Raw genomic sequence first — 22,183 nt, 5'->3', positions numbered from 1 at the left:
GTTAACCCGCGTGCTCAGCAATCATTGCCCGAATCTGTGAAATTCTTTGATCCAGATCTTCCGGAACACGACCTCCACCTTGAGCCATGTCTTCTCGGCCTCCCCCTTTGCCACAAAGATGCTTTACTAGCGTTGCAGCAGTCGGTACACGACCTAATAGGCTCTTACTCACTCCAGCAACAACATTCATCTTCTCTTCACTGGTAGCAATCAGGACAATTACCGCGTTATCCAAGCTGGATTTTAATTGATCCAAAGTGGTTCTTAGTGTCTGATTATCCATATTGTCTAATTGCTTAACCAGCAAGTTCACCCCTTGTACGGTTTGTACTTCCGCTAATAAATCAGCGCCTGAAATGGATGCTATTTTTGCATTTAAGCGCGCTAATTCTTTTTCTTGCTGTTTTACCTCATGCAAAAATTGTGACAATTTCTCTGGGACGCTCACAGGATTTGTTTTTAGCTTGACCGCAATTTCCTCTAAAACCTCTAACTGCTGGTTAACCCAGCTCAGAGCATAAGCGCCAGTCACCATTTCTATTCGTCTTATCCCACTGGCAATCCCATATTCTGCAGTAATTTTGAAAAGGCCAATATCACCCGTTCGCGAAGCATGAGTGCCACCACATAACTCTTTCGAGAACTCTCCTAACGACAACACTCTTACCGAATCACCGTATTTTTCACCGAATAAAGCCACTGCGCCACTTTTTTTAGCCTCTTCAATGCTCATGATTTCAGTCACAACCTCATCATTCGCACGAATCTTCTCATTCACTAACACCTCTAATTGACGCAATTGAGTCGGTGTCAGGGCTTCAAAATGAGAAAAATCAAAGCGAGCACGCTCAGCGTCCACCAAAGAACCTTTTTGCTGTACGTGAGAACCCACAAGTGTTTTTAAAGCAGCGTGTAATAGATGGGTTGCCGTATGATTAAGACGTATTGCATTGCGTCTGGCAACATCAATACGCGCATTCACTTCCTGATTAACAACAAACTCTCCCTCGAGCACTTCCCCATAATGGATAATGGCTTGTCCTACGCGCTGCGTGTCATCCACTTGAAAAACAGCTTGACCGTCAAGCAGCTTGCCGCGATCACCCACTTGCCCGCCACTTTCCGCATAAAATGGCGTGTTATCCAAGATAATCGCCCCCCTGCTGCCTTTCGTTAGTTTGGAAACTTTCTTCTGATCGAACAACAAAGCGGAAATTTTTGAATGCAAGCTTTCTTTTTGATAACCATGAAATTCTGAAGATTCGGCCAACTGGGCAGAGACTGAATAATCAGCAGCAAATTGGCTTGCTGATTGAGATAACTCTCGCTGCTGACGCATGCAGCGATTAAATGCCTCCATATCGATGGTTAACCCCTGCTCACGAGCGATGTCGGCAGTTAAATCCAACGGAAACCCATAGGTATCATACAGCTTAAAAACGACTTCGCCGGCAATTTCTTTCCCTTTTAAGGATTGAATTTGTTCTTGCAATAAGCGCAGTCCCTGTTCCAGGGTACGTGCAAACTGCCCCTCTTCCTGTGCTAGAACCCGCTCTATTTGCGTTCTATTGCTCACTAATTCAGGATAGGCATCTCCCATAACCTCAATTAAGGGTTTTACTAAATCGCAGAAAAAAGGAGTAGGGAGTCCTAGTTTATTGCCATGACGTACGGCTCGGCGAATAATACGGCGTAAAACATAGCCTCTTCCTTCATTGCTGGGGACGATACCGTCAGCAATTAAGAAGGAGCAAGCGCGAATATGATCAGCAATCACTTTTAAAGAAGGATGCTCAGGATTAACCGAGGGTGGTGCAAGTTTGCAAATGGCGCGAATAAGATGCTGAAATAAATCAATCTCATAGTTATTATGCACTCCTTGTACCACCGCAGCAATACGCTCAAGCCCCATCCCCGTATCGACAGAAGGTTTAGGTAACGGATGTAAATGCCCTGTTTTATCACGATTAAATTGCATAAACACCAAATTCCAGATTTCAATGTATCGATCACCGTCTTCATCTGGACTACCTGGAGGTCCCCCGGCAATTTCTGGCCCGTGATCGTAAAAAATTTCGGTGCAAGGACCACAAGGACCTGTATCGCCCATTGACCAAAAATTATCTTTTTCACCGCAACGAGAAAATCGTTCAGGAGAAACCCCTAATTCGTTCAACCAAATATCAGCCGCTTCATTGTCATCTTTATAGACGGTAACCCATAAACGCTCGGTAGGCAGCTTGAGTACTGTGGTTAAAAATTCCCAAGCATACTTTATTGCTTCCCGTTTGAAATAATCACCAAAACTAAAATTACCCAGCATTTCGAAAAAAGTATGGTGTCGCGCCGTGTAACCCACATTTTCTAGATCATTATGTTTACCCCCGGCACGAACACAGCGTTGGGCGCTCACCGCTCGACAATAAGGGCGTGTTTCTATGCCAAGAAAGGTGTCCTTAAACTGCACCATCCCCGCATTGGTAAACAGCAGAGTAGGATCATTACCCGGTACGAGCGAACTCGACTCAACGATTTGATGATCTCTTGCAGCAAAATAATCAAAAAATGCCTTTCTTATTTCTGAACTTTTCATGTTCTCACAATTCGTAGTTATCATTAATAGTTTATGTAATTGTTCGCAGGTGCGCAAAGTGTCATCCTGAGCGGAAGCGAAGGATCTCTTGTATCCTGGCAGCGAGCCGCTCTAAAGCCCGTCACTGCGTTCAGGACGACAATGCATCGTAACCTCGTCCCACCCCTACTTCAGCAATCACCTTGGCAATAATATCCGCTGTAAATCCTCGATATAATAAAAACCGTTGTCGTTTTTGTAATTCTTTAAAAGAAATCTCGCCTTGATTTTTAAATTTTTTATGCCAAACGTCCAAAGCGTAAGTGACCCAATTTTCTTGCTCTCGCTCAAGCACATTATCGATTAATTCACGGTCAATGTGTTTAGTTTGTAATTCCTGACTGATTTTTAAAGGACCACAACCTTGACGAATACGAGTATGACACAGCGTTTCAACAAATCGGGCGTCGCTTTGCAAACCAAGACGCTGACATTGAGCAATTGCCTCAGAAACCTCTTTAGAATCATAACCTCTTTGCGCTAGTTTAATTACCAGCTCGCGCGCACTGTGCTCGCGTCTACCGAGTAGACGCAACGCACAATCAAACGCTCTAGTCATCCACGCTCTCAAACATTTCAGTCTCAACAGTGGGCAATTTTTTAACGAGTAACTCATCTCGGATCTGTTTTTCAAGTTCTGCAGCGACTTGTGGATTTTCCTTCAAATACACGCGTACATTGTCTTTGCCCTGACCAATTTTCTCTTGTTTATAAGAGTACCAAGCGCCTGACTTTTCAATAAGCCCAAGTTGAGTACCTAAATTAATAATTTCGCTCTCCCGAGAAATTCCTTCGTTGTAGAGAATATCGAAATCGGTGCTTTTGAAAGGAGGAGCCACTTTGTTTTTAACCACCTTCACTCTTGTTTCATTACCTAAAATCTCTTCACCTTTTTTGATTGCGCCAGTACGGCGTATGTCAAGGCGAACGGAAGCGTAAAATTTTAATGCGTTACCCCCCGTTGTGGTTTCAGGATTGCCGAACATAACCCCAATTTTCATACGGATTTGGTTAATAAAGATAACTAACGTGTTCGAGCGCTTGATGTTCGCAGTCAGCTTACGTAAAGCTTGGGACATTAAGCGTGCTTGTAAACCGACATGTGCGTCCCCCATCTCTCCTTCGATTTCTGCTTTAGGGGTTAGGGCAGCGACAGAGTCAATAATGATCACATCAACTGCAGCGGAGCGAACCAACATATCAGTGATTTCTAAGGCTTGCTCTCCTGTATCCGGCTGAGAGACAAGCAATTCATCCACGTTTACACCCAATTTTGCCGCATAACTAGGGTCAAGCGCATGTTCGGCATCAATGAATGCCGCTGTGCCCCCTTTTTTTTGACATTCAGCAATTACTTGTAGTGTTAATGTCGTTTTACCAGAAGACTCAGGACCATAAATTTCAACAATACGGCCTTTGGGTAAACCGCCTATGCCTAAAGCAATATCAAGCCCTAATGAACCTGTGGAAATAGCCTCTATATCTCGTGCAACGTTGCCATCGCCCATACGCATGACAGAGCCTTTACCAAACTGGCGTTCAATTTGTGCGAGGGCCGCACTGAGTGCTTTTTGTTTGTTGTCTTCCATAATAGGTTACCCATGTTGTGTGCAAAGGGCAGATTATACATAGTTATTGGTCGGCAGCAAATGAGCCTTCTTTGTAGAATTTGCCGCATGGAACCCTTTTGCTTTATGTATCGATGCTTGCGCTAGCGAACTTATACCCTGAGCGAAATCGCCCATGCAGGTGAACTCATTGTTTATTCATAAAATTCTTCAAGGTAAGCAATAGCCCCTTCCACGGCCTGCTTGCAAGCGAGATGTCGTACCTCCTGGCGAGACACATCAGCAAAACAGCAATGTAGGCTTCGTAGGGGCAAATTAGGCATAGCCCAAGCAAACCATACAGTACCGACAGGTTTTTCGCTAGATCCCCCATCAGGACCCGCAATTCCTGTGACTGCCAATGCAAGGTTGGCTACACTGTGGGCAAGTGCGCCTTTAGCCATTGCTTCTGCGACAACTTTGCTGACTGCCCCATGCATTCCAATGAGTGCTGTTTCAACCCCCAACATTTCATGCTTAGCGAGATTGCTGTAAGTCACGAACCCTCGTTCAAACCACATTGAACTTCCCGGCAATTCGGTCAGTAATCCAGCAATTAATCCGCCAGTGCATGATTCTGCAGTAGTCATTTTAAAATGCTTTGTCCGCAGTAGGCCTGCTAGCTTCTGAACTAATTTAGCGATGTCATCCACAACAGTCTTCTACCCAAAAAAAACCCCGCAAAGCGGGGTTAAAAACGACTTTGAAAAACCTTATTGACCACTTTGTTGACCGGTTTCGCCAGTGGTACCTGTACCTTGTTGTTGTTGTGTAGCATTAGTAGCACCAGTTTCTGCTTTTCTTTCTGCACTTTCACCACAAGCAGAAAGTACAACTGCTACAAAAGCAGTGACTGCTAAAAGGGCCAAACGTTTCATAATCATTCTCCGTAGTTGATCATAGGTATTAACACCCTTAAATAGTCTAACAAAAATTTGCCTTAAGTGAAGGACTTATGAAGCGATTGCTGTAAATATAGCTCTCCTTGTCCTGACTTAAGCCTTTTGGCCATTTAAGGTCATCCCTGAGGATGTACTTTTAAAAACGCTGATCATCCATATAGTTACGTAACAATTTCTAGAAAATCAACGTCTTTGAGCTCATTATAGTCGAATTATCGGCAAATCTTAAATTTGCATTAGTTTTTTATTCCTCGCAAAACCATAACCATTATTTATTGCCCTTTATGACAAATTGTTGCGCAAAATCATGAAAAATCAGCCTATTATGATTTACTGACTTAAACCGGGGCATTTGCTAGAATTCCTCCAAATTGTCTGCCTTTGAAAATTTATGTCTGTCACTCATACCCCCATGATGCAGCAATATTTGCGCATCAAATCCGAATACCCTGATATGCTCTTGTTTTATCGCATGGGCGATTTTTATGAACTTTTTTATGATGACGCTAAACGAGCAGCCCATCTTCTAGACCTTACCTTAACCCATCGCGGCCAATCCGCTGATAAACCCATTCCCATGGCTGGTGTGCCTTATCATGCCGTAGAAAATTATTTAGCCAGATTAGTCAGAAAAGGCGAATCCGTTGCCATTTGTGAGCAAATTGGGGATCCAGCAATATCAAAAGGACCTGTTGAACGCCAAGTGACTCGTATTATTACACCGGGAACGGTCACTGACGAGGCCCTTCTTGATGCCAAAAGGGATACTATCCTGCTCGCCATTCATACGCATAATAAGCAGTTTGGTCTTGCCTGGGTTGATTTAAGTGGCGGACGTTTTCATTTACTGCATGTGAATGATGAAGCACAACTTTGCGCAGAAATCCATCGGCTACAACCTGCTGAAATTCTAGTACAGCAGACGTTACCTATTGGTCACTTCGCGGTAAAAATTCGTCCTGCTTGGGAGTTTGATTTAAAACGCGCCCGCCAACTTTTGTGCGAGCAATTCGCAGTAAGCAACTTAGATGCATTTGGTGAAAAAGACTATGCTATTGCATTTCCTGCTGCTGGTTGTTTATTAACTTATTTGCAGAGCACACAACGACAAGCCATGCCTCATTTAACGCATATCACTTTGGAACAAAATGAGGATTATTTGCAAATAGATGCCTCTACGCAAAAACATCTGGAGTTATTTGAAAATAATCAGGGTGGTCGGGAAAATAGCTTACTTGCCGTGCTTGATTCCACCGCTTGCGCCATGGGTAGCCGCTTGCTCAAACGCTGGCTTGGTAGACCTCTCAATCAGCTTAATTCCCTTCGGCAGCGCCAAATCGCCGTGAGTGAACTTCTTGAAAAAAATCAAGCCCCCCTTCTTCATCCCCTGCTCAGGCAAATTTGTGATGTGGAGCGCATTGTATCTCGCATTGCCTTGAAATCAGCAAGACCACGTGATCTTGTTCAATTACGACAAACCCTGACAATCCTGCCTGAACTCCATGGCCACATTGAAACCAATCAATCGCCTCTGTTAAAAGAACTGGCAAGCCATTTAGTTGCTCAACCTGAACTTCACACCCTTTTAAGCAGTGCCATTATTGATAATCCGCCTATGCTCATTCGCGATGGTGGGGTCATTGCTTCGGGATTTGATGAGGAGCTCGATGAGTTAAGGGCATTAAATGAGAATGCCACAGAAAAATTGGTTGACTTAGAACAGGCAGAAAAACAACGCTCAGGCTTGTCCACCTTGAAATTTGGCTACAATCGTGTGCAGGGTTATTACATTGAGTTGTCTCGCAACCAGTCTGAAAAAGCGCCTTTACATTATCAACGTAAACAAACTTTAAAAAATGTCGAACGCTACATTACCCCTGAACTCAAACAATTTGAAGAAAAAGTGCTTTCGGCACAGGTAAAAGCGCTTGCACGTGAGAAGTGGCTCTATGACAATTTGCTCGAAAAAATGCAGCACTACATCAAATCCCTCACGCAATTGGCTCACGCACTCGCCGAGCTCGATGTACTGGCAAATTTTGCTGAACGGGCCCAATCGCTGAATTGGTGTTGCCCCGAATTCATTCCTCAAGGAGGCATCCATATTACCCAAGGTCGCCATCCCGTGGTTGAGATGGCCTTGCAAGAACGATTTATTGCTAATGATTTAACTCTAAGCGATAAAAAAAACATGCTGCTCATCACCGGGCCTAATATGGGTGGAAAATCCACTTACATGCGTCAAACCGCTTTAATCGTGCTGCTGGCACATATAGGCAGTTATGTCCCTGCCAAACGAGTACAAATAGGACCTCTTGATCGGATCTTCACACGCATCGGTGCTTCGGATGATTTGGCTTCAGGTCGTTCTACTTTTATGGTGGAAATGACTGAAACGGCTCACATTTTGCGCCAGGCAACTAATAAAAGCTTAGTCTTAATCGATGAAATTGGTCGCGGAACAAGCACCTATGACGGGATGGCTTTAGCTTACGCCACTTGTGTTTATCTGGCTAATACTCTTAACGCCTATACTTTATTTTCTACTCATTATTTCGAGCTAACTCATTTACCTGAACTGTTTAGCTGCATTAGAAATATTCATTTACAAGCCACACTGACAAACGACAGTATCGTCTTTCTCTATCACGTGGAAGAGGGCCCTGCTAACCGCAGCTATGGCTTAGAAGTAGCCCAATTAGCAGGCATTCCCAAAGAAGTGTTGCAACTTGCTCATCAACATTTGACTCACGTTCAATCGCAACCGGTGCCAAAACCTGTGACCATTGACCAACCTCCTTCCGTAATCTTAAAGGAACTGGCAAAAATTGATGCAGATAGCTTATCTCCCCGTGAGGCACTTGAGCTTATCTACCGCCTAAAAGCATTGGAAGCGAATGTTGTTACAGGGCTTGTATGAAAAGCCGTCGATCGGGGAAGCGGAGAGACGAATGGCTTTCTGAGCGTTTCTTTACACGGAGTAAACTATTACTTCTTTTGACACTCGGCTGCCTGCCTTTGCTCATGGCTGCCGCTAAAATGAATTTCTATATCATTGGTGTGAAAGGAAAGTTGCTGGCCAATATTCAATCACGTCTAATGGAAATCGAACAAACCAAATCCTTAAACCAAGAAACAGATGAAGAGCTCAAACAGCAAATCACGCAAGCGATGCAACCTTACGGGTATTTTAAACCGCAAATCACCCTAAGAAGACAGCCCCTACAAATTCAGATTGATCCTGGTCCACAAATGCTTATCACGCAGTTCAATACGCGTCTTAAAGGAGAAGGTGCAGAGAATCCTGAAATTAAAAAAGTGTTAACTCAATTACCGATTGCAACAGGGCAACCCTTAAACAGTGCTAAGTATGAAGAAACCAAGCAAATTTTATCGGATGCGGCTGAGCGCCAGGGGTATTTACATTCGTCTTTTGAAAAAGCGGAAATCCTTATCGATTTAAATAAATATACCTCGCAGGTTGTTTTGTTGTTCGATACTGGACCGCAATATTATTTTGGGCAGGTGCAATTTGATCCGACGTCTATTTCTCCAGAGTTATTGCATCGTTTCACGCCTTTTGCGTACGGTCAGCCCTACTCCACGGATCAAATCCTTACATTTAACACGCAATTAGTGAGCAGTGGCTATTTTCGCAGTATTGCCGTTAAGCCACAAATTGGCGGAAATGAACGTTATATTCCCGTTCAGGTGCATTTGCAGCCTGTTCCTCGTACTGGTTATTCGTTCGGGGTGGGTTATGGTACCGACACAGGCCCCCGTGGACGCGTTGGCTATCACATTATCCCAATTAACCGTGCGGGACATAAATTGAACTTGATTGCATTGGGATCAGTAGCCCAAAGCGCCTTAAAAGCACAATATGTTATTCCGGGAAAAAATCCTGTCACTGATCAATATCAAATTAATGGAAATATATCTGCTTTGAATTACAATTCCGGATACAGTAAATCCCTCTTATTCTCGCTCTCGCAGCACCATACTTTACCTTCTTTTCAGCGTGTTTTATCCATCAATGCCCTTTATGATGATTATCACTATTATCGAAAACCGAATGAAAATAAACGCGCAATTTTTCCAAAAGCGAGCTTTACTTGGCTTAAAACCAAAAATAACCTTTTTTCACCGTCAGGATTCAACGTCACGGTCAATGGGCTTGGCGCGAGTAAAGCGTTTCTTTCGAATGGCAATTTCGTTCAAACTTCAATTAATGCAAAAGCCGCTCTTACTATTCCACTACTTCGCACCCGCTTTTATTTTCATACCATTCAAGGGATCACTCAAATTAGGGACATCAATCAACTCCCTTTGTCACTCGCCCTCTTGTTGGGGGGTGCTGAGAATTTAAAAGCGTACCCCTTTAATTCGATTGGTCCGGGTAAAGTGTTGACCTACAGCGGTCTAGAAATTCAAAAGGAAACAAAAGAAAATTGGTATCTTATCGGTTTTTTCGATAGCGGTGATGTTTACAGGCCTGGTCCAAGAAGGCTAAAAAATGATATCGGCATTGGCTTGATGTGGGTATCCCCCGTGGGTCCTATTAAAATAGGCATCGCCCAAGCAGTGGGCACTCATCTTAGTCATCATGCGAAAAATCCAAAATTTGTGGTTAACATGGGACCCGATTTATAATGCGCAACGTTCTTTCTGCAGTAAAAACGCTTATAAAAAGTTTAGCTGTTCTGTTTGTTGTATTAGGAGGCTTATTCCTTTTTTTGCTGACCACTACACCTGGCCTTTTCCTTACCATGCAAATCGCTAAAATTATTTTGCCTGGCAAGCTGATTGTCGAAAAACCGCAAGGCAGGCTTATTCACGATTTTTCATTGAATCATCTCAATTATCAAAATAATCAATTTGCGATTAACCTCGAAAAATTTAATTTAAACTGGCGATGGCAATTGCTGTTTAAGCATAAATTATTCATTGAAACTTTGCGCGCACAGTCTTTATCTGTAGTATTAAAAGAAGATAATGCTCGTTCGGACAAAAAAGCACCCATTAAACTGCCCATTAATATGGAAATTAAGGATGCCTCTATTGATCGTTTGACAATCACTCAAAATGAAAGTAACCATCAATTTTCTAACCTTAAATTAAAGGCTAATCTGACAAATAAATTATGGCAAATTAATCAGTTTAACGTGGATTTTTCTGACATGAATTTTGCTATTTCAGGACAAGCTCAGCCTATTTTTCCTTATCCTCTGTCTGGCAGTTTGCAGCTTAAATCAAAAAGCCAATCGCAAAAGATCGAGGGATTCCTAAAAGTGGGCGGTGATTTTTCTCTCTACCATTGGCATGGGGAAATGCGCAATCCCAAAGGGACAATTATTAATGGCACGCTTCGCTATGGAAAAGAAATACATCATCTAGCCACCTGGCATCAATTTATCTGGCCCATCGATAATGATCAAACGTTTGAAAGCAGTGACGGCAGTCTGCAAATCGAGGGTACTTTTCCTCATGTGAACTTTAATTTTGCCTCTGTGATTACCTCTCCCATTCGTGCGACTATTCAACTTAATGGCCAGACTACTAATCAATCACTGCAAACTCAAGGTACTATAAAAATAGCCCACCCCCTCTCCATTCCAACATCCCGTGGATTGCCTGCAGCGTCTAAGAACCCCTCACCATCACTCGATCCCGCCGACAATGCGCGTGATGAAAAAGGGAAGAGCGAGCGATTACCTATAAAATTTCCTGAAGGAGAGATGAATATTCATTTAGTTTACGATGAAAAAGCATCGCCTAAAATACAAGGGCAAGTTCTAGCAAAATCAGTTGATTTAGTAGGTACGGAGCAACCTATTCAACAACTCAAATGGAATACTGCTTTGACTGGGAATTCACTGGATGATTTATCCTTAGACTCGGCTTTAACCACACAGTATTTTGGTAGAGTACTTGCCGCAACACTTCATTATCAGAATCATCAAGTGAATGGTCAAGCTTCGCTTGGTGAAAATCAGCTGCAAATTAAGGGATCAATCCCCTATCAATGGCAGCTTAAAGCCTTCATCCCCTACCCTTCTTTGTTGCACCCTCATCTGAAAAATTTGCAAACCGGACTCACTGCGAATGCAACAATAACAAGTCCCACTCAAGGCGAGATGAATTTGACCATTCAACCAGGAAAATATCAACTTTCTGAAGAAGATCCTGCTGCGATTTTACCCTTTACAGGTGGCCAAATTCATGCAGACTTAAATTCTACTCGCTTACAAGTAAAGGGAAACTTAATTCTCGATCACTATAAATCACTCCTTTTAAATCTTGATTTACCTTCATTTCGTTTAGATGAAGGTTTATCAGCTAATCAGCCTATTAAAGGAAATTTAAATTTGAATGTAAACTCCCTTGCTTTTCTTGAAAATTTCAGTGAGGCTGCAACTCAACTTGATGGCCAATTAAATGCTTTACTTCTCTTAAAAGGAACAATCGATAAACCAGTCATAGAAGGAACACTTCATCTTGATAAAGCAAAATTATTAATCCCAAAAATTGGGCTTAATTTGAACCCTATTGAGATTCATTTTCAAAGTCGTAATAAACGATGGACTTCTCAGGGTACTATTGCATCCCAAAATAAAGTGCTTTACTTAAAAGGTAATGGCGATTTTACTCCTGAAATGACTGGCTCCCTTACCCTAAATGGTGATGACTTTCCCCTGATTAAAACCGACGAATACCTCATCAATTTATCGCCTCAACTAGTCATTTATTTTAAGCCCAATGCCATGGACATGACGGGAAGAATTTTAATTCCCAATGCTCAAATTAAACCACAAAACTTTACGAGCACAATAAGCTTATCGGAGGACGCTGTGTTTATCGGGCCAAAATCTGCTTCCTCACCTAATCCACTTCCTATCAATACCGACATTTACTTGGATATGGGAGAAAATGTTGCCATCGATGTGAAAGGATTACGTGGATTTCTTACTGGCAATATTCGCTTGCGCCAATTGCCTCAAGGACCACTTAACGCCAGCGGCGAACTAAATGTCCGGGATGGAAAATATCAAGCGTATGGTCAAGATTTGGCAATTGATCAAGGTCAACTTATTTTTACGGGTGGTTCGATTGATAATCCAGGTATTAATATTCGTGCCGTTCGTCGTTTTAACAACTCAAATGCATCCTTTTCGGGATCTAATCAACTCTTTGATTTCAATTCAGCCAATTTACAAAAATTGGATTTTGGTAATGAGGTGACGGTAGGCATTGAAGTGAGTGGGCGTCTAAGCTCCCCTAAAATACAACTGTTCTCAGATCCTTCCTCGCTGTCACAAGCCGATATTCTATCCATGCTTTTATTAGGAAAACCTGCAAACCAAGCCAACAAGGCAGGTGGTCAGCTTCTGTTAAACGCCATCAGCTCGATGAAACTTGGCGCAGGAACGAGAGGCACGCAATTATTATCCCAATTAAAACAAGCTTTAGGCGTAGATTTGGATATAAAAAGCAATACTAAGTATAATCAGCAAACCAATCAAATCACAGAGTCTAGCTCCGTGGTGGTAGGAAAATCGATAACCAAGCGTATTTATGTAAGTTACAATTTTGGTTTAGCACAAGCCGATTCGAATGTGTTTACTTTAACCTACTTGTTGAATAAATTTTTAAGTATCCAAGTTAATGCTAGTCTAACTGCCAGCGGCGTTGATTTGTTATATACCCGAGAGACTCAAAAGGAGTAACATGGCTAATTCTTCCCTTTCATTACGATTAAGACGATTACGTAGCAGCCCTACTGTAAGGGCTTTGGTGCGAGAAACGCATTTACATCCGCAACAATTCATTGCGCCATTGTTCATTGCTGAAGCACTTACTGGTAGACAAGAGATTAAAAGCATGCCCGGCCAATTTCAACTGGGCTTAGATTATTTACCCATTGAAATAAACCAACTTGCCGAGGCAGGAATTAATGCAGTTTTGCTTTTTGGCATTCCTGCTCATAAAGATGCCATTGGAAGCGCGTCTTTAAGTGCTACGGGTATTATTCAGCAAGCGGTGCGAGTTATTCGCGAAACTCATAAAGACATGTTGATTATCACCGATGTGTGTTTTTGCGAATACACCGATCATGGCCACTGTGGGACTCTACACGGTGAAAAATTGGACAATGACAGCACTTTGGAATTACTCGCTCAACAGGCGGTAAGTTATGCCGATGCAGGTGCTGATTGGGTAGCGCCGAGTGGGATGATTGATGGCATGGTCGCAGCCATTCGCCATGCACTGGATAAAGCTGGGCATTCTGATACCGCTATTTTGAGTTACGCAGTGAAATACTGTTCAATTTTCTACGGCCCGTTTCGCGAAGCAGCTCAAGGTGCGCCTCAATTTGGTGACAGAAAAACCTATCAAATGGATCCCGCCAATTCCAACGAAGCATTAAGGGAAGCAGCACTTGATTTAAAAGAAGGTGCGGATCTGCTTATGGTCAAACCCGCCATGGGATATCTTGATGTTATCTATAAGGTTAAACAACATTTTCCCGAGGTACCCTTATGTGCTTATCAAGTCAGTGGTGAATATGCCATGCTAAAAAATGCGGCTAGTCAAGGTTTAATTAATGAGGAACAGGCAATGGTTGAAAGTCTGATAGCCATCAAACGCGCAGGAGCCGATTTCATTATTTCCTATTTCGCTAAGGATATTGCTCATTTTTTGAGGAGTAAGGCGCTTTAGACGACTTCAATTTAGCATTTATGATGAACATTTTGTTTTTAAAAAACACATAAAGAATCCATTTTCTCTCTACTGACTCATGAAAAGGTTGTCTGCATAAAAACATTACCCTATAGTAGTGCGCGATTGCCTTGTGCTATGCAAGGCAAACGAATCTTTTGTAATGGAGTTTTTGTATGAATCGAATGTTAAAAGGCTTAGTTGCCACGACTTTAAGCTTAAGCGCGACTGTCGTTCTCGCTCATCCGACTGATTTAATCATTCGCAATACCACTGACGTGGAGATGAATGAATACATCGATGGAATTGTTCCAGCGATACCCACTCCAGCTAAAAGTGTAGGGACTGTACCATGGACTTTAATTGAAATGGCCTGTTACGGTTATACGCTCAAGGGCAAATGTTCCGCCTTAATTAAGTTGGCAACGGATACTAACAAACCTTTCAAGCTCGGAACGATTACCATCGATATGGAAACAGGCGAGATTAGTCCTCAATCAATTACTGGGCCCAAAGGATATAAATTCAAGGCTACTGGTCCAGGCAAAGCAACTTTAATACAGGAATAGCTTAACTATTTCCAAAGTGTTCCGAATCCAGGAGTCCCTCACCATTGCAAACAACTTAGTTGGGCCTTGACTCAACATTGGAGTCTGCTTAAACACTCACTGCTGTTGGGCAGGCGCAAGTCTACGGTATCTTAGGTTAGCGCCTGTGCGGACAAGCTCTTATCGTCACATAAAAAAACCACGCTAATGCGTGGTTTTTCTTAATCATCTTAGAAATTACTTAGTGAGTACGACAGGCGCTGGCTGATCAAGAACCCAAACAGCTTGTATACCCAACAAATCAGCATGCGCTTTAATACCAGCATTCACGTTATAAGTACTTCCTGACCCTACCGTATCGGTGCGATTTACTTTGAAATGTCCAGCACTAAACAAGTGTGTATAACCGAAATCAAAACCCACTGTGGGTTGCAATTGGTAATGTGCCCCGATCGAAGCAGCCCAACGGTTGGTATCCGGTACACGTATATCCCTGAAAGGATTTCGAGTGGGCGTTTGATCCCAACCGCCACCTACGCGTAGCATTAACACATCATTAAGCTGGTAGTTAGCGCCTAAAGCAAAGCGCCAAGCATTGCGATAAAATTCGGTCGTTGTCGAATTAACAAGAACCTGGCCCACCGAGGGAGCATAGGCTGCAACCCGTTGCAACTCCAATGTTCTTAAACTATTCCAGCCTGTATAAACGACAGAACCTAAAAGCGCAAGTCGGTCATTAACGTCCTGATAAGCACTTAAGGTAGTCACCGCGGGGAAAAGCACGGTATTACTTGTAAGCGTATTACTCCAGAATATGGCTTCACCATCGGCCGCCAATATTGCACTTTGCGAAAGGGTTGGCCCTAAACTAGCAAAACGACCTTGTAAACGGCTGAATCCATTGAACCGATGCCTCACTTGCGATTGATAGTTCAAACCAAAGCGAGTATGGTCTTGATTAAAGAGCGCCATACCGCCCGCATGGAATCCAACACTGAATGTATGCCCTTTGTTGTAACTAAGCGAATCAAGAAACATAGGTAAGTTAAATCGCTGTAATAAGGTAGGAGCGCCCAAAACGCGATGGAATCGAACTCGTGCATACTGCAAATCAATGCCTAACCCGAGAGCAAAATGATCGTTTAACCTACCCCCTATTTCCGGAGAAAGGTCAGTGGTCACTAAGTTGCTGGTGGTTGCTGCATAGCGTAAAGGCCCTGAGCGGTCCCATTGGGTAGCCAACCCAAAAGGCGCTACAAGACTTAAACCAAAAGTCATGTTTTGACCCAAAGGTAAAGCATAATGGAATGACGGAACGTATCCCATTTTGGCCCCATTGAGGTTATTAAAGGTTTGGAAATAACTTGGCATTCCTTGTGAAGCAAACGTGCTAGTACCTGATAATTTAGCCGAGGGAAATATCGTGACCTCGCCCACTACGAGTTCTTGCCGATGAAGTAAGGAAAGACCTGCTGGGTTATACCAGCCAATTGAAGCGTCCGCAGCTTCAGCAGCAATACCAGCCGCATAGTTACCGATTGCAGCCGGACTACTTTCTGTGTACAGGGAAAAGCTCCCCGCATTAGCGGCACTATTTGCCATCACCGCCAAGACGGCTGCACTGGCGATGGTTCTTATGGGTCTTTGCATGCTCTTCACTCCACACTCCTTACCTAGAAAAAATACATCCTACGATGTTGCAAAAACAGAGAGTGATGATAAATGAATTAAAGAGCTTTTCAACCGCTTAATGAAAAAAAATTTATTAATAAAATCATAAAAATCCATATAAAATCCAATATGTAAATATTTGGATCATGATGGTTATTTAATGCCTTAAATGAAGCGAATAATACCGCTTAGACTTCGGTCATTGTCTCCAATAACATCTGCTTGTCAATGGTCTTTAATCCGTGATAAGGTGTTCTTTTTTTGTGCGGGCTTTTTGATATGCAACAAGTCGTTACTAAATTTGGTGGAACAAGCGTTTCTTCCTTACAAACCTGGGAAAATATTGCTGCAATAACAAAACAACATCTCGCTAATGGGGTGCAACCTGTCATCGTCTGTTCAGCCCTTACACAAGCCTCTAATAAGCTCGAGAAGGCAATCGAAGCAGCGCTTCTTAATCAACATCAAAACATTGAAGCCGACATTGCTCAGCGTTATGTAGAACTGGCCAGCGCTTTACAAGTCTCTGCGGAATTAATCAGTACCGATTTGGAGCAATTGAAACAATGGCTTACCGGCATTGCTCTTTTAAAAGAAGCGCCAGCTAAAACCCGCGCTCAAATTTTGAGCCTGGGAGAGCTCATGATGACTCGTTTAGGTCATGCCTTTCTTCGTAATAAAGGAATCAACTGCCTATGGTTTGATGTGCGCGAAGCACTCGTCTCTACCCCTATACCGGGTGGTGATGCAGTTAATTTTTTGGCGGCGCGTTGTAATTCCGAACCGAAACCCGAACTAAGAAAAAATTTACTCGACAGTGGTGCTGAAGCCATCATTACTCAAGGTTTTTTTGCGGCCAATCCACAAGGCGATACTGTGTTGTTGGGGCGAGGAGGCTCGGATACCTCGGCTGCACTGCTCGCCGCCCTTCTGCAAGCGAGCCTTTGTGAAATATGGACCGATGTGCCCGGCATCTATACGGCTAACCCCCACCAATTACCCAACGCCCGTCTGTTAAAACAGTTAAATTATGATGAAGCGCAAGAAATTGCTTCGATGGGTGCTAAAGTGTTGCATCCGAATTGCTTGCCGCCCGTACGCAAAGCGGGGATTCCCATGGTGGTTAAATTCACCCGCATGCCAGAACATTCAGGCACACGCATTTCCCAAGAAAGCGATGACAAAGCACCACCGATTAAATCCATTCAAGTGAAAAACAGCATTATCCTGATTTCGATTGATACCCTTAATATGTGGCAACAAGTAGGTTTTTTGGCTGATGTTTTTGCCGCATTTAAAATGCATGGCTTTTCCGTTGATTTGCTTTCATCCTCTGAATTTAACGTCACTCTTTCATTAGATAGTAATGCTAAGCTTCGGGATCGCTCCGCTTTAGAGGCTTTATTAGCAGATTTAAATCGCTTTGGTCGTGCTAAACTGATTGAGCCTTGCAGTGCAGTGAGTTTAGTGGGTCACCATATTCGCACTGTGCTTCCGCAATTAGGTCCTACGCTTGAAGTGTTTGATGCCCAACAAATTTATTTGATGTCTTTGGCTTCAAATGATTTGAATTTAACGTTTGTCGTTGATGAAGGGCAGGCCGATAAATTATGTCAGAAACTGCATGCTTTATTGATTGAAAATAATCCCCAAAGTTTTTATTACTCCAAAAGCTGGCAAGAAGAATTTGGCAATGGGGGATCAAGGCTTCAACCTTGGTGGGAAATCGAGCGCGAACGTTTGCTCGATCTTGCGGCAACAAATTCACCTTGCTATGTTTATCATCGACCCACTCAAACAGCTAAAGCGGATGAATTGCTCGGCTTAAAATCCATTGATCAATTGTATTACGCCATCAAAGCCAATCCTAACCCTGCGCTTTTACAAACCTTGCATGACAAAGGCATTGGATTTGAGTGTGTTTCCCTTGAAGAGCTGCAGCACGTTTTAAGCACGTTTCCTCACATCAGCAAGCAACGCCTTCTTTTTACCCCTAATTTTGCTGCTAGGGAAGAGTATGAATTTGCCTTCTCCTTAGGCTGTCATGTCACGGTGGATAACTTATATCCTCTGGAGAATTGGCCTGACCTCTTTAAAAATCAGTCCATTTTAGTACGTATTGATCCAGGATGTGGTGCCGGCCATCACCGGTATGTCTGTACAGGCGGGAATGAATCCAAATTCGGTATTCCTCACAGTGATTTGCCTAAACTGATTCAAGCCATTGAACAGAATCACATTAAGGTCATTGGGCTTCATTCGCATTCTGGCTCTGGTATTCTTACCCCGGAACTATGGCAGCAAGCAGCACTGATGCTGACCTCTTTACTCCCCCAATTTCCCGAAGTGAAAATCATTAATTTGGGGGGAGGGTTAGGTATTGTTGAAAAACCTGGGCAGCAAGCGCTGGATCTAGCCGCGTTGGATGCTTCACTCATGGCCATCAAATCCAGTTTTGCGCATTTAGCGTTTTGGTTAGAGCCAGGTCGCTACTTCGTTGCTGAGAGCGGTGTTCTGCTTGCTAAGGTGACGCAATGCAAGGAGAAAGGTAAAACTCGCTTTATCGGTATTGAAACAGGCATGAATAGTTTAATCCGTCCTTCTCTTTACGGTGCCTATCATGAAATTGTCAATTTGACACGTTTGAGCGAAGAAAAAGCAGGCTTTGCGCACATTGTGGGTCCTATTTGCGAATCGGGAGATACCTTAGGTTATGATAGGCCTATGCCGCAAACGCAAGAAAAAGACATTATCTTGATAGCAACCGCTGGTGCTTATGGGCATAGTATGAGTTCAAACTATAATCTTAGACCACCGGCACAGGAAATCATACTGGACTAGTTAAGATCATGCTTAAGGATAGCCAACAGCGTACACAAGCCACGGATCCCCGCCGATCGTTTATCGTGCAGGCGCCGGCGGGTTCGGGTAAAACTGAAATTTTAACCCAGCGATATTTACGCTTGCTCAGCACCGTCAATGCACCAGAACAAATTGTGGCACTGACGTTCACACGTAAAGCAGCAAGCGAAATGCGCGAGCGTATTTTGTCCGCGCTTAAGCAAGTGGCTTGTGGTGCTAAAGCAAGTACCCCGCATCAAGAACAAACTTATCGATATGCCGCAGATGCCCTTACTCATGCCGATAAGAAAAATTGGCGATTACTTGATCAACCTGGGCGCTTGCGTATTATTACTATTGATTCTCTATGCCAAATGTTAAGTCATGCCATTCCTTTACCTGATCAACAGGTTCCTTTCGCGCAAATCAGCGAAAGCCCTGAAATGCATTATCGCGTCGCTGCTAAAGCCTGTCTTACGCATGCACTTGAGGATAAAAACACTCATCAACCTCTAAAAACGCTGTTAACGCATTTGGATAATCGTCAGGACAAAATTCTTGAATTGTTTAGTGAATTACTCTCAACTCGCGATCAATGGCTATCCTCTTTGTATTCTGCACGCATGCAAAGCAAAGCAAATTATGAAGAAATGCTTGCTTTCATTGAACAGCACGAGCTTTCTCGTTTTGTCCAGGCTGTTCCTTTGGCCTATCGGGATGAACTGTGTTCGCTTGCTTGCCAAATGGCTCATATAGAATCCAATTCACAATCACCGCGCTACGCCTTGCGTGAATGGGAAAATTTCAATCAAATAAATCGAAAAATAGCCTCAGGCCTCGCCTCTCTTCTCCTTACCTCAGAGGAGAAGCTACGCAAAGGGTTTGATCATCACGTAGGGCTTAAACGGGGAAGTTGTGAAGAGGCATTATTCGATAAACTTAAAGCAGACTCAAAAGCGCTTCTGCTTAAACTTGATGAGACAGCCGAATTTCTTGACACTTTAATCAAAATCAAAAACCTTCCTAAACCGCAGTACGATCCTGAGCAATGGCAAGTGTTGCAAGCTTTATTTGTTTTATTACCCTTGTTAGTAAGCCATTTGCATGTGGTTTTTACTGAGCAAAATGAAGTGGATTTCAGTGCTATTGCTCAGCAAGCCTTAACTGCTTTAGGTGACGATGAACAACCCACTGATTTAGCACTCTACCTTGATAATACCATTCAACACCTGCTAATTGATGAATTTCAAGACACTTCCATTCAACAATTCCAATTATTAACCAAGTTAGTACAAGGCTGGCAGCCAAACGACGGCAGAACCTTGTTTGTGGTAGGCGATCCCATGCAATCCATTTACCGTTTTCGTCAGGCTGAAGTAGGCCTTTTCCTGAAAGCGAAGCAGACAGGAATCGGGGATGTGCATTTAGACAGCTTAGAGTTGTGTTGTAATTTTCGCTCCACAGCGACCATCGTCGGTTGGGTTAATCAACAATTTAGCAGTATTTTTCCTCAACGGGATGATGTGGAATCAGGGGCCATTTCTTTTTCTCCTTCGCACCATGTAAAAACTGACAGCGAAAACAGCACCATTGGCGCCTGGCAATTTACAAATCGTCGCTTGGAAGCCCACGCTATAGTCGAATGCGTCACTAAAGAGTTAGAAAAATACCCAGAAGACCAAATTGCCATTCTCGTGCGTTCACGCACTCAATTGAGGGAGATTGTTAATTTATTGCGGGAGCAAAACATTCCTTTTCAGGGGGTGGATATAGAGCATTTAGCGGGACTTCCACACCTTAGGGATCTTTGGTCTCTTACTCAAGCCCTTTTATTGCCGGCCAATCGCTTAGCCTGGCTCGCATTATTACGCAGCCCTTTTTGCGGCTTATCGCTTATTGATCTGCATGTGATTGCCAATTTCGACCGAAAAAAATCCATTTATTACGCTTTGTCTCAATCGAATTGCTTAGCTCGTTTAAGCGAAGAAGGCCAGGTACGTGCGCAGTTTATTTATGCTGTATTGCACGATGCACTCGCTCGGCGTTACCAGCATTCTTTGGTGGATTGGATTTCGCACACACTTAAACAATTGCACGTGGATAAAATCCTTAGTACCGCTCAGCAAGAAGACTTAGAGCAATTTTGGCTGTTACTTGAGCGTTTTACCCACCCAGGCAAACCCGTTGATCTTAAGTCATTTAAAATTGAATTGGATAAGCTTTATTCACAACGGGTTAATCCCTCTCGTTTGCAGGTCATGACCATTCATAAATCCAAAGGATTGGAATTCGATTGTGTCCTATTGCCGAGTTTAAGCAGCAAATCACAAAATAAGGATCAACCGATGCTGCGCTGGTTGAAATTGCCCAGTCAGAAACAAGAGGAGCTCCTTCTCGTTTCGCCCATTAAAGCAGCTCATCAAGAGCAATGTCTATTGTATGATTACCTTGGGCAATTAGATAATGAAAAAGATCGCTACGAATTACAACGCTTGTTTTATGTGGCCGCGACGCGTGCAAAAAAACGGCTCTACCTTTTTGATAGCAGTGAAAAGGAAACCAAAGGAACTTTTCGCAGCTTCTTAAAAAATCAACCCTTTTTAACAGGGACAGAAGAAACCCCAGAAGAAAAATCGGAACAGTCTTTACCTCTACTCTACCGATTACCCATCAAGTCTTATCTCAGTCCACCTTCTGTCTCAGAAAATACAGGAAAAAAATCCGCACTTTCTGTTGTCCATGACCCCTCGCGTCAAATAGGCATCGTGGCCCATGAATTATTGCAATGGATTTGCGATAATCACCCCAATACAGTCGATGAATTACCTTGGGCAATGGTGAAAAGGCAATTCAACTCTTTGGGCTTTTCACCCGATGAACGAGAAGAAGCGTACGCCTCTCTGCGTCAACACATCATGCGTTTATTCAGTACCTCAATAGGGCAGTGGCTTATCAAAGCACATCAGCAAGAACGCAATGAATATGAGCTTCTCATTAATAACGAAGGGTTAGCTGCCACACGAATTATTGACCGCACTTTCGTTGACAATGGTATTCGCTGGGTCATCGATTTTAAAACGGGCAGTGAAGAAGAGGCAGCACAGGTCAAACACCGTCAGCAAGTCAATCATTATGCGCAACTGCTGGCAATGCGCTCCACAGAACCTGTCTACTGTGGTTTATATTATTTGGCAAGTGGCCATTGGATGACTTGGGAATACCAACCAAGCCTCCTCACTGAATCGTTGTCATATTAGGATA

The 22,183-nt window shown here is 43.2% G+C and carries 13 protein-coding genes; 7 read left to right on the top strand and 6 right to left on the bottom strand.

Features of this window, described 5'->3' with window-relative positions:
- Window position 1 precedes the first annotated feature (1 nt).
- The 5 genes from alaS to B5D33_RS16485 form a co-directional block, all read right to left on the bottom strand.
- Complete coding sequence (gene alaS, locus B5D33_RS00845) at window positions 2-2,593, bottom strand: alanine--tRNA ligase (RefSeq protein ID WP_058452426.1); 2,592 nt, start codon at window positions 2,591-2,593, stop codon at window positions 2-4.
- Between the two features lie 130 nt (window positions 2,594-2,723).
- Window positions 2,724-3,191: a recombination regulator RecX gene (recX, locus tag B5D33_RS00840; RefSeq protein ID WP_058452425.1), complete on the bottom strand. Its 468-nt coding sequence runs from the start codon at window positions 3,189-3,191 to the stop codon at window positions 2,724-2,726.
- A complete protein-coding gene (gene recA / locus B5D33_RS00835) occupies window positions 3,184-4,221 on the bottom strand; it encodes a recombinase RecA (protein ID WP_058452424.1) in 1,038 nt (345 codons plus the stop codon). The genes recX and recA overlap by 8 nt, the downstream gene beginning before the upstream one ends.
- Before the next feature lie 173 nt (window positions 4,222-4,394).
- The gene (locus B5D33_RS00830) at window positions 4,395-4,892 is read right to left on the bottom strand and encodes a CinA family protein (RefSeq protein ID WP_058452423.1); all 498 of its coding nucleotides are present in this window, start codon (window positions 4,890-4,892) and stop codon (window positions 4,395-4,397) included.
- 60 nt (window positions 4,893-4,952) lie between these two features.
- Window positions 4,953-5,117: a hypothetical protein gene (locus B5D33_RS16485; protein WP_156415010.1), complete on the bottom strand. Its 165-nt coding sequence runs from the start codon at window positions 5,115-5,117 to the stop codon at window positions 4,953-4,955.
- Between the two features lie 415 nt (window positions 5,118-5,532).
- Here B5D33_RS16485 and mutS point away from each other — a divergent pair, with 415 nt between their 5' ends.
- The 5 genes from mutS to B5D33_RS00805 all read left to right on the top strand — a co-directional run bounded on the left by mutS (window position 5,533) and on the right by B5D33_RS00805 (window position 14,431).
- A complete protein-coding gene (gene mutS / locus B5D33_RS00825) occupies window positions 5,533-8,061 on the top strand; it encodes a DNA mismatch repair protein MutS (RefSeq protein ID WP_058452422.1) in 2,529 nt (842 codons plus the stop codon).
- On the top strand, window positions 8,058-9,794 hold the full coding sequence (locus B5D33_RS00820) for an autotransporter assembly complex protein TamA (RefSeq protein WP_234802418.1): 1,737 nt from the start codon (window positions 8,058-8,060) through the stop codon (window positions 9,792-9,794). The genes mutS and B5D33_RS00820 overlap by 4 nt, the downstream gene beginning before the upstream one ends.
- On the top strand, window positions 9,794-12,868 hold the full coding sequence (locus tag B5D33_RS00815) for a translocation/assembly module TamB domain-containing protein (RefSeq protein WP_058452421.1): 3,075 nt from the start codon (window positions 9,794-9,796) through the stop codon (window positions 12,866-12,868). Before B5D33_RS00820 ends, B5D33_RS00815 begins: the two co-directional genes overlap by 1 nt.
- A gap of 1 nt (window position 12,869) precedes the next feature.
- The gene (hemB, locus tag B5D33_RS00810) at window positions 12,870-13,862 is read left to right on the top strand and encodes a porphobilinogen synthase (RefSeq protein WP_058452420.1); all 993 of its coding nucleotides are present in this window, start codon (window positions 12,870-12,872) and stop codon (window positions 13,860-13,862) included.
- A 176-nt stretch (window positions 13,863-14,038) separates the two neighbouring features.
- Window positions 14,039-14,431 (top strand): hypothetical protein, encoded by a 393-nt coding sequence (locus B5D33_RS00805; protein ID WP_058452419.1) that lies wholly within the window; start codon window positions 14,039-14,041, stop codon window positions 14,429-14,431.
- A 216-nt stretch (window positions 14,432-14,647) separates the two neighbouring features.
- Here the strand turns inward: B5D33_RS00805 and B5D33_RS00800 are convergent, their stop codons facing one another.
- On the bottom strand, window positions 14,648-16,069 hold the full coding sequence (locus B5D33_RS00800) for an OmpP1/FadL family transporter (protein WP_058452418.1): 1,422 nt from the start codon (window positions 16,067-16,069) through the stop codon (window positions 14,648-14,650).
- A gap of 291 nt (window positions 16,070-16,360) precedes the next feature.
- On the opposite strand from B5D33_RS00800, the gene B5D33_RS00795 reads away from it, so the two are divergent.
- Complete coding sequence (locus B5D33_RS00795; protein WP_058452417.1) at window positions 16,361-18,922, top strand: bifunctional aspartate kinase/diaminopimelate decarboxylase; 2,562 nt, start codon at window positions 16,361-16,363, stop codon at window positions 18,920-18,922.
- 8 nt (window positions 18,923-18,930) lie between these two features.
- Window positions 18,931-22,179: a UvrD-helicase domain-containing protein gene (locus tag B5D33_RS00790; protein ID WP_058452416.1), complete on the top strand. Its 3,249-nt coding sequence runs from the start codon at window positions 18,931-18,933 to the stop codon at window positions 22,177-22,179.
- Window positions 22,180-22,183 lie beyond the last annotated feature (4 nt).

The organism is Legionella maceachernii (genome assembly GCF_900167045.1).
GTDB lineage: Bacteria > Pseudomonadota > Gammaproteobacteria > Legionellales > Legionellaceae > Tatlockia > Tatlockia maceachernii.
The sequence above is the reverse complement of the archived record's forward strand: the minus strand, read 5'-3'. Positions and strand labels throughout refer to the sequence as shown.

Coding starts and splice junctions, on each gene's coding strand:
- B5D33_RS00805 (WP_058452419.1), top strand. CDS start 14,039: ATGAATCGAATGTTAAAAGGCTTAGTTGCCACGACTTTAAGCTTAAGC.
- hemB (WP_058452420.1), top strand. CDS start 12,870: ATGGCTAATTCTTCCCTTTCATTACGATTAAGACGATTACGTAGCAGC.
- alaS (WP_058452426.1), bottom strand. CDS start 2,593: ATGAAAAGTTCAGAAATAAGAAAGGCATTTTTTGATTATTTTGCTGCA.
- B5D33_RS00790 (WP_058452416.1), top strand. CDS start 18,931: ATGCTTAAGGATAGCCAACAGCGTACACAAGCCACGGATCCCCGCCGA.
- B5D33_RS00815 (WP_058452421.1), top strand. CDS start 9,794: ATGCGCAACGTTCTTTCTGCAGTAAAAACGCTTATAAAAAGTTTAGCT.
- B5D33_RS00795 (WP_058452417.1), top strand. CDS start 16,361: ATGCAACAAGTCGTTACTAAATTTGGTGGAACAAGCGTTTCTTCCTTA.
- recA (WP_058452424.1), bottom strand. CDS start 4,221: ATGGAAGACAACAAACAAAAAGCACTCAGTGCGGCCCTCGCACAAATT.
- recX (WP_058452425.1), bottom strand. CDS start 3,191: ATGACTAGAGCGTTTGATTGTGCGTTGCGTCTACTCGGTAGACGCGAG.
- B5D33_RS00820 (WP_234802418.1), top strand. CDS start 8,058: ATGAAAAGCCGTCGATCGGGGAAGCGGAGAGACGAATGGCTTTCTGAG.
- B5D33_RS16485 (WP_156415010.1), bottom strand. CDS start 5,117: ATGAAACGTTTGGCCCTTTTAGCAGTCACTGCTTTTGTAGCAGTTGTA.
- mutS (WP_058452422.1), top strand. CDS start 5,533: ATGTCTGTCACTCATACCCCCATGATGCAGCAATATTTGCGCATCAAA.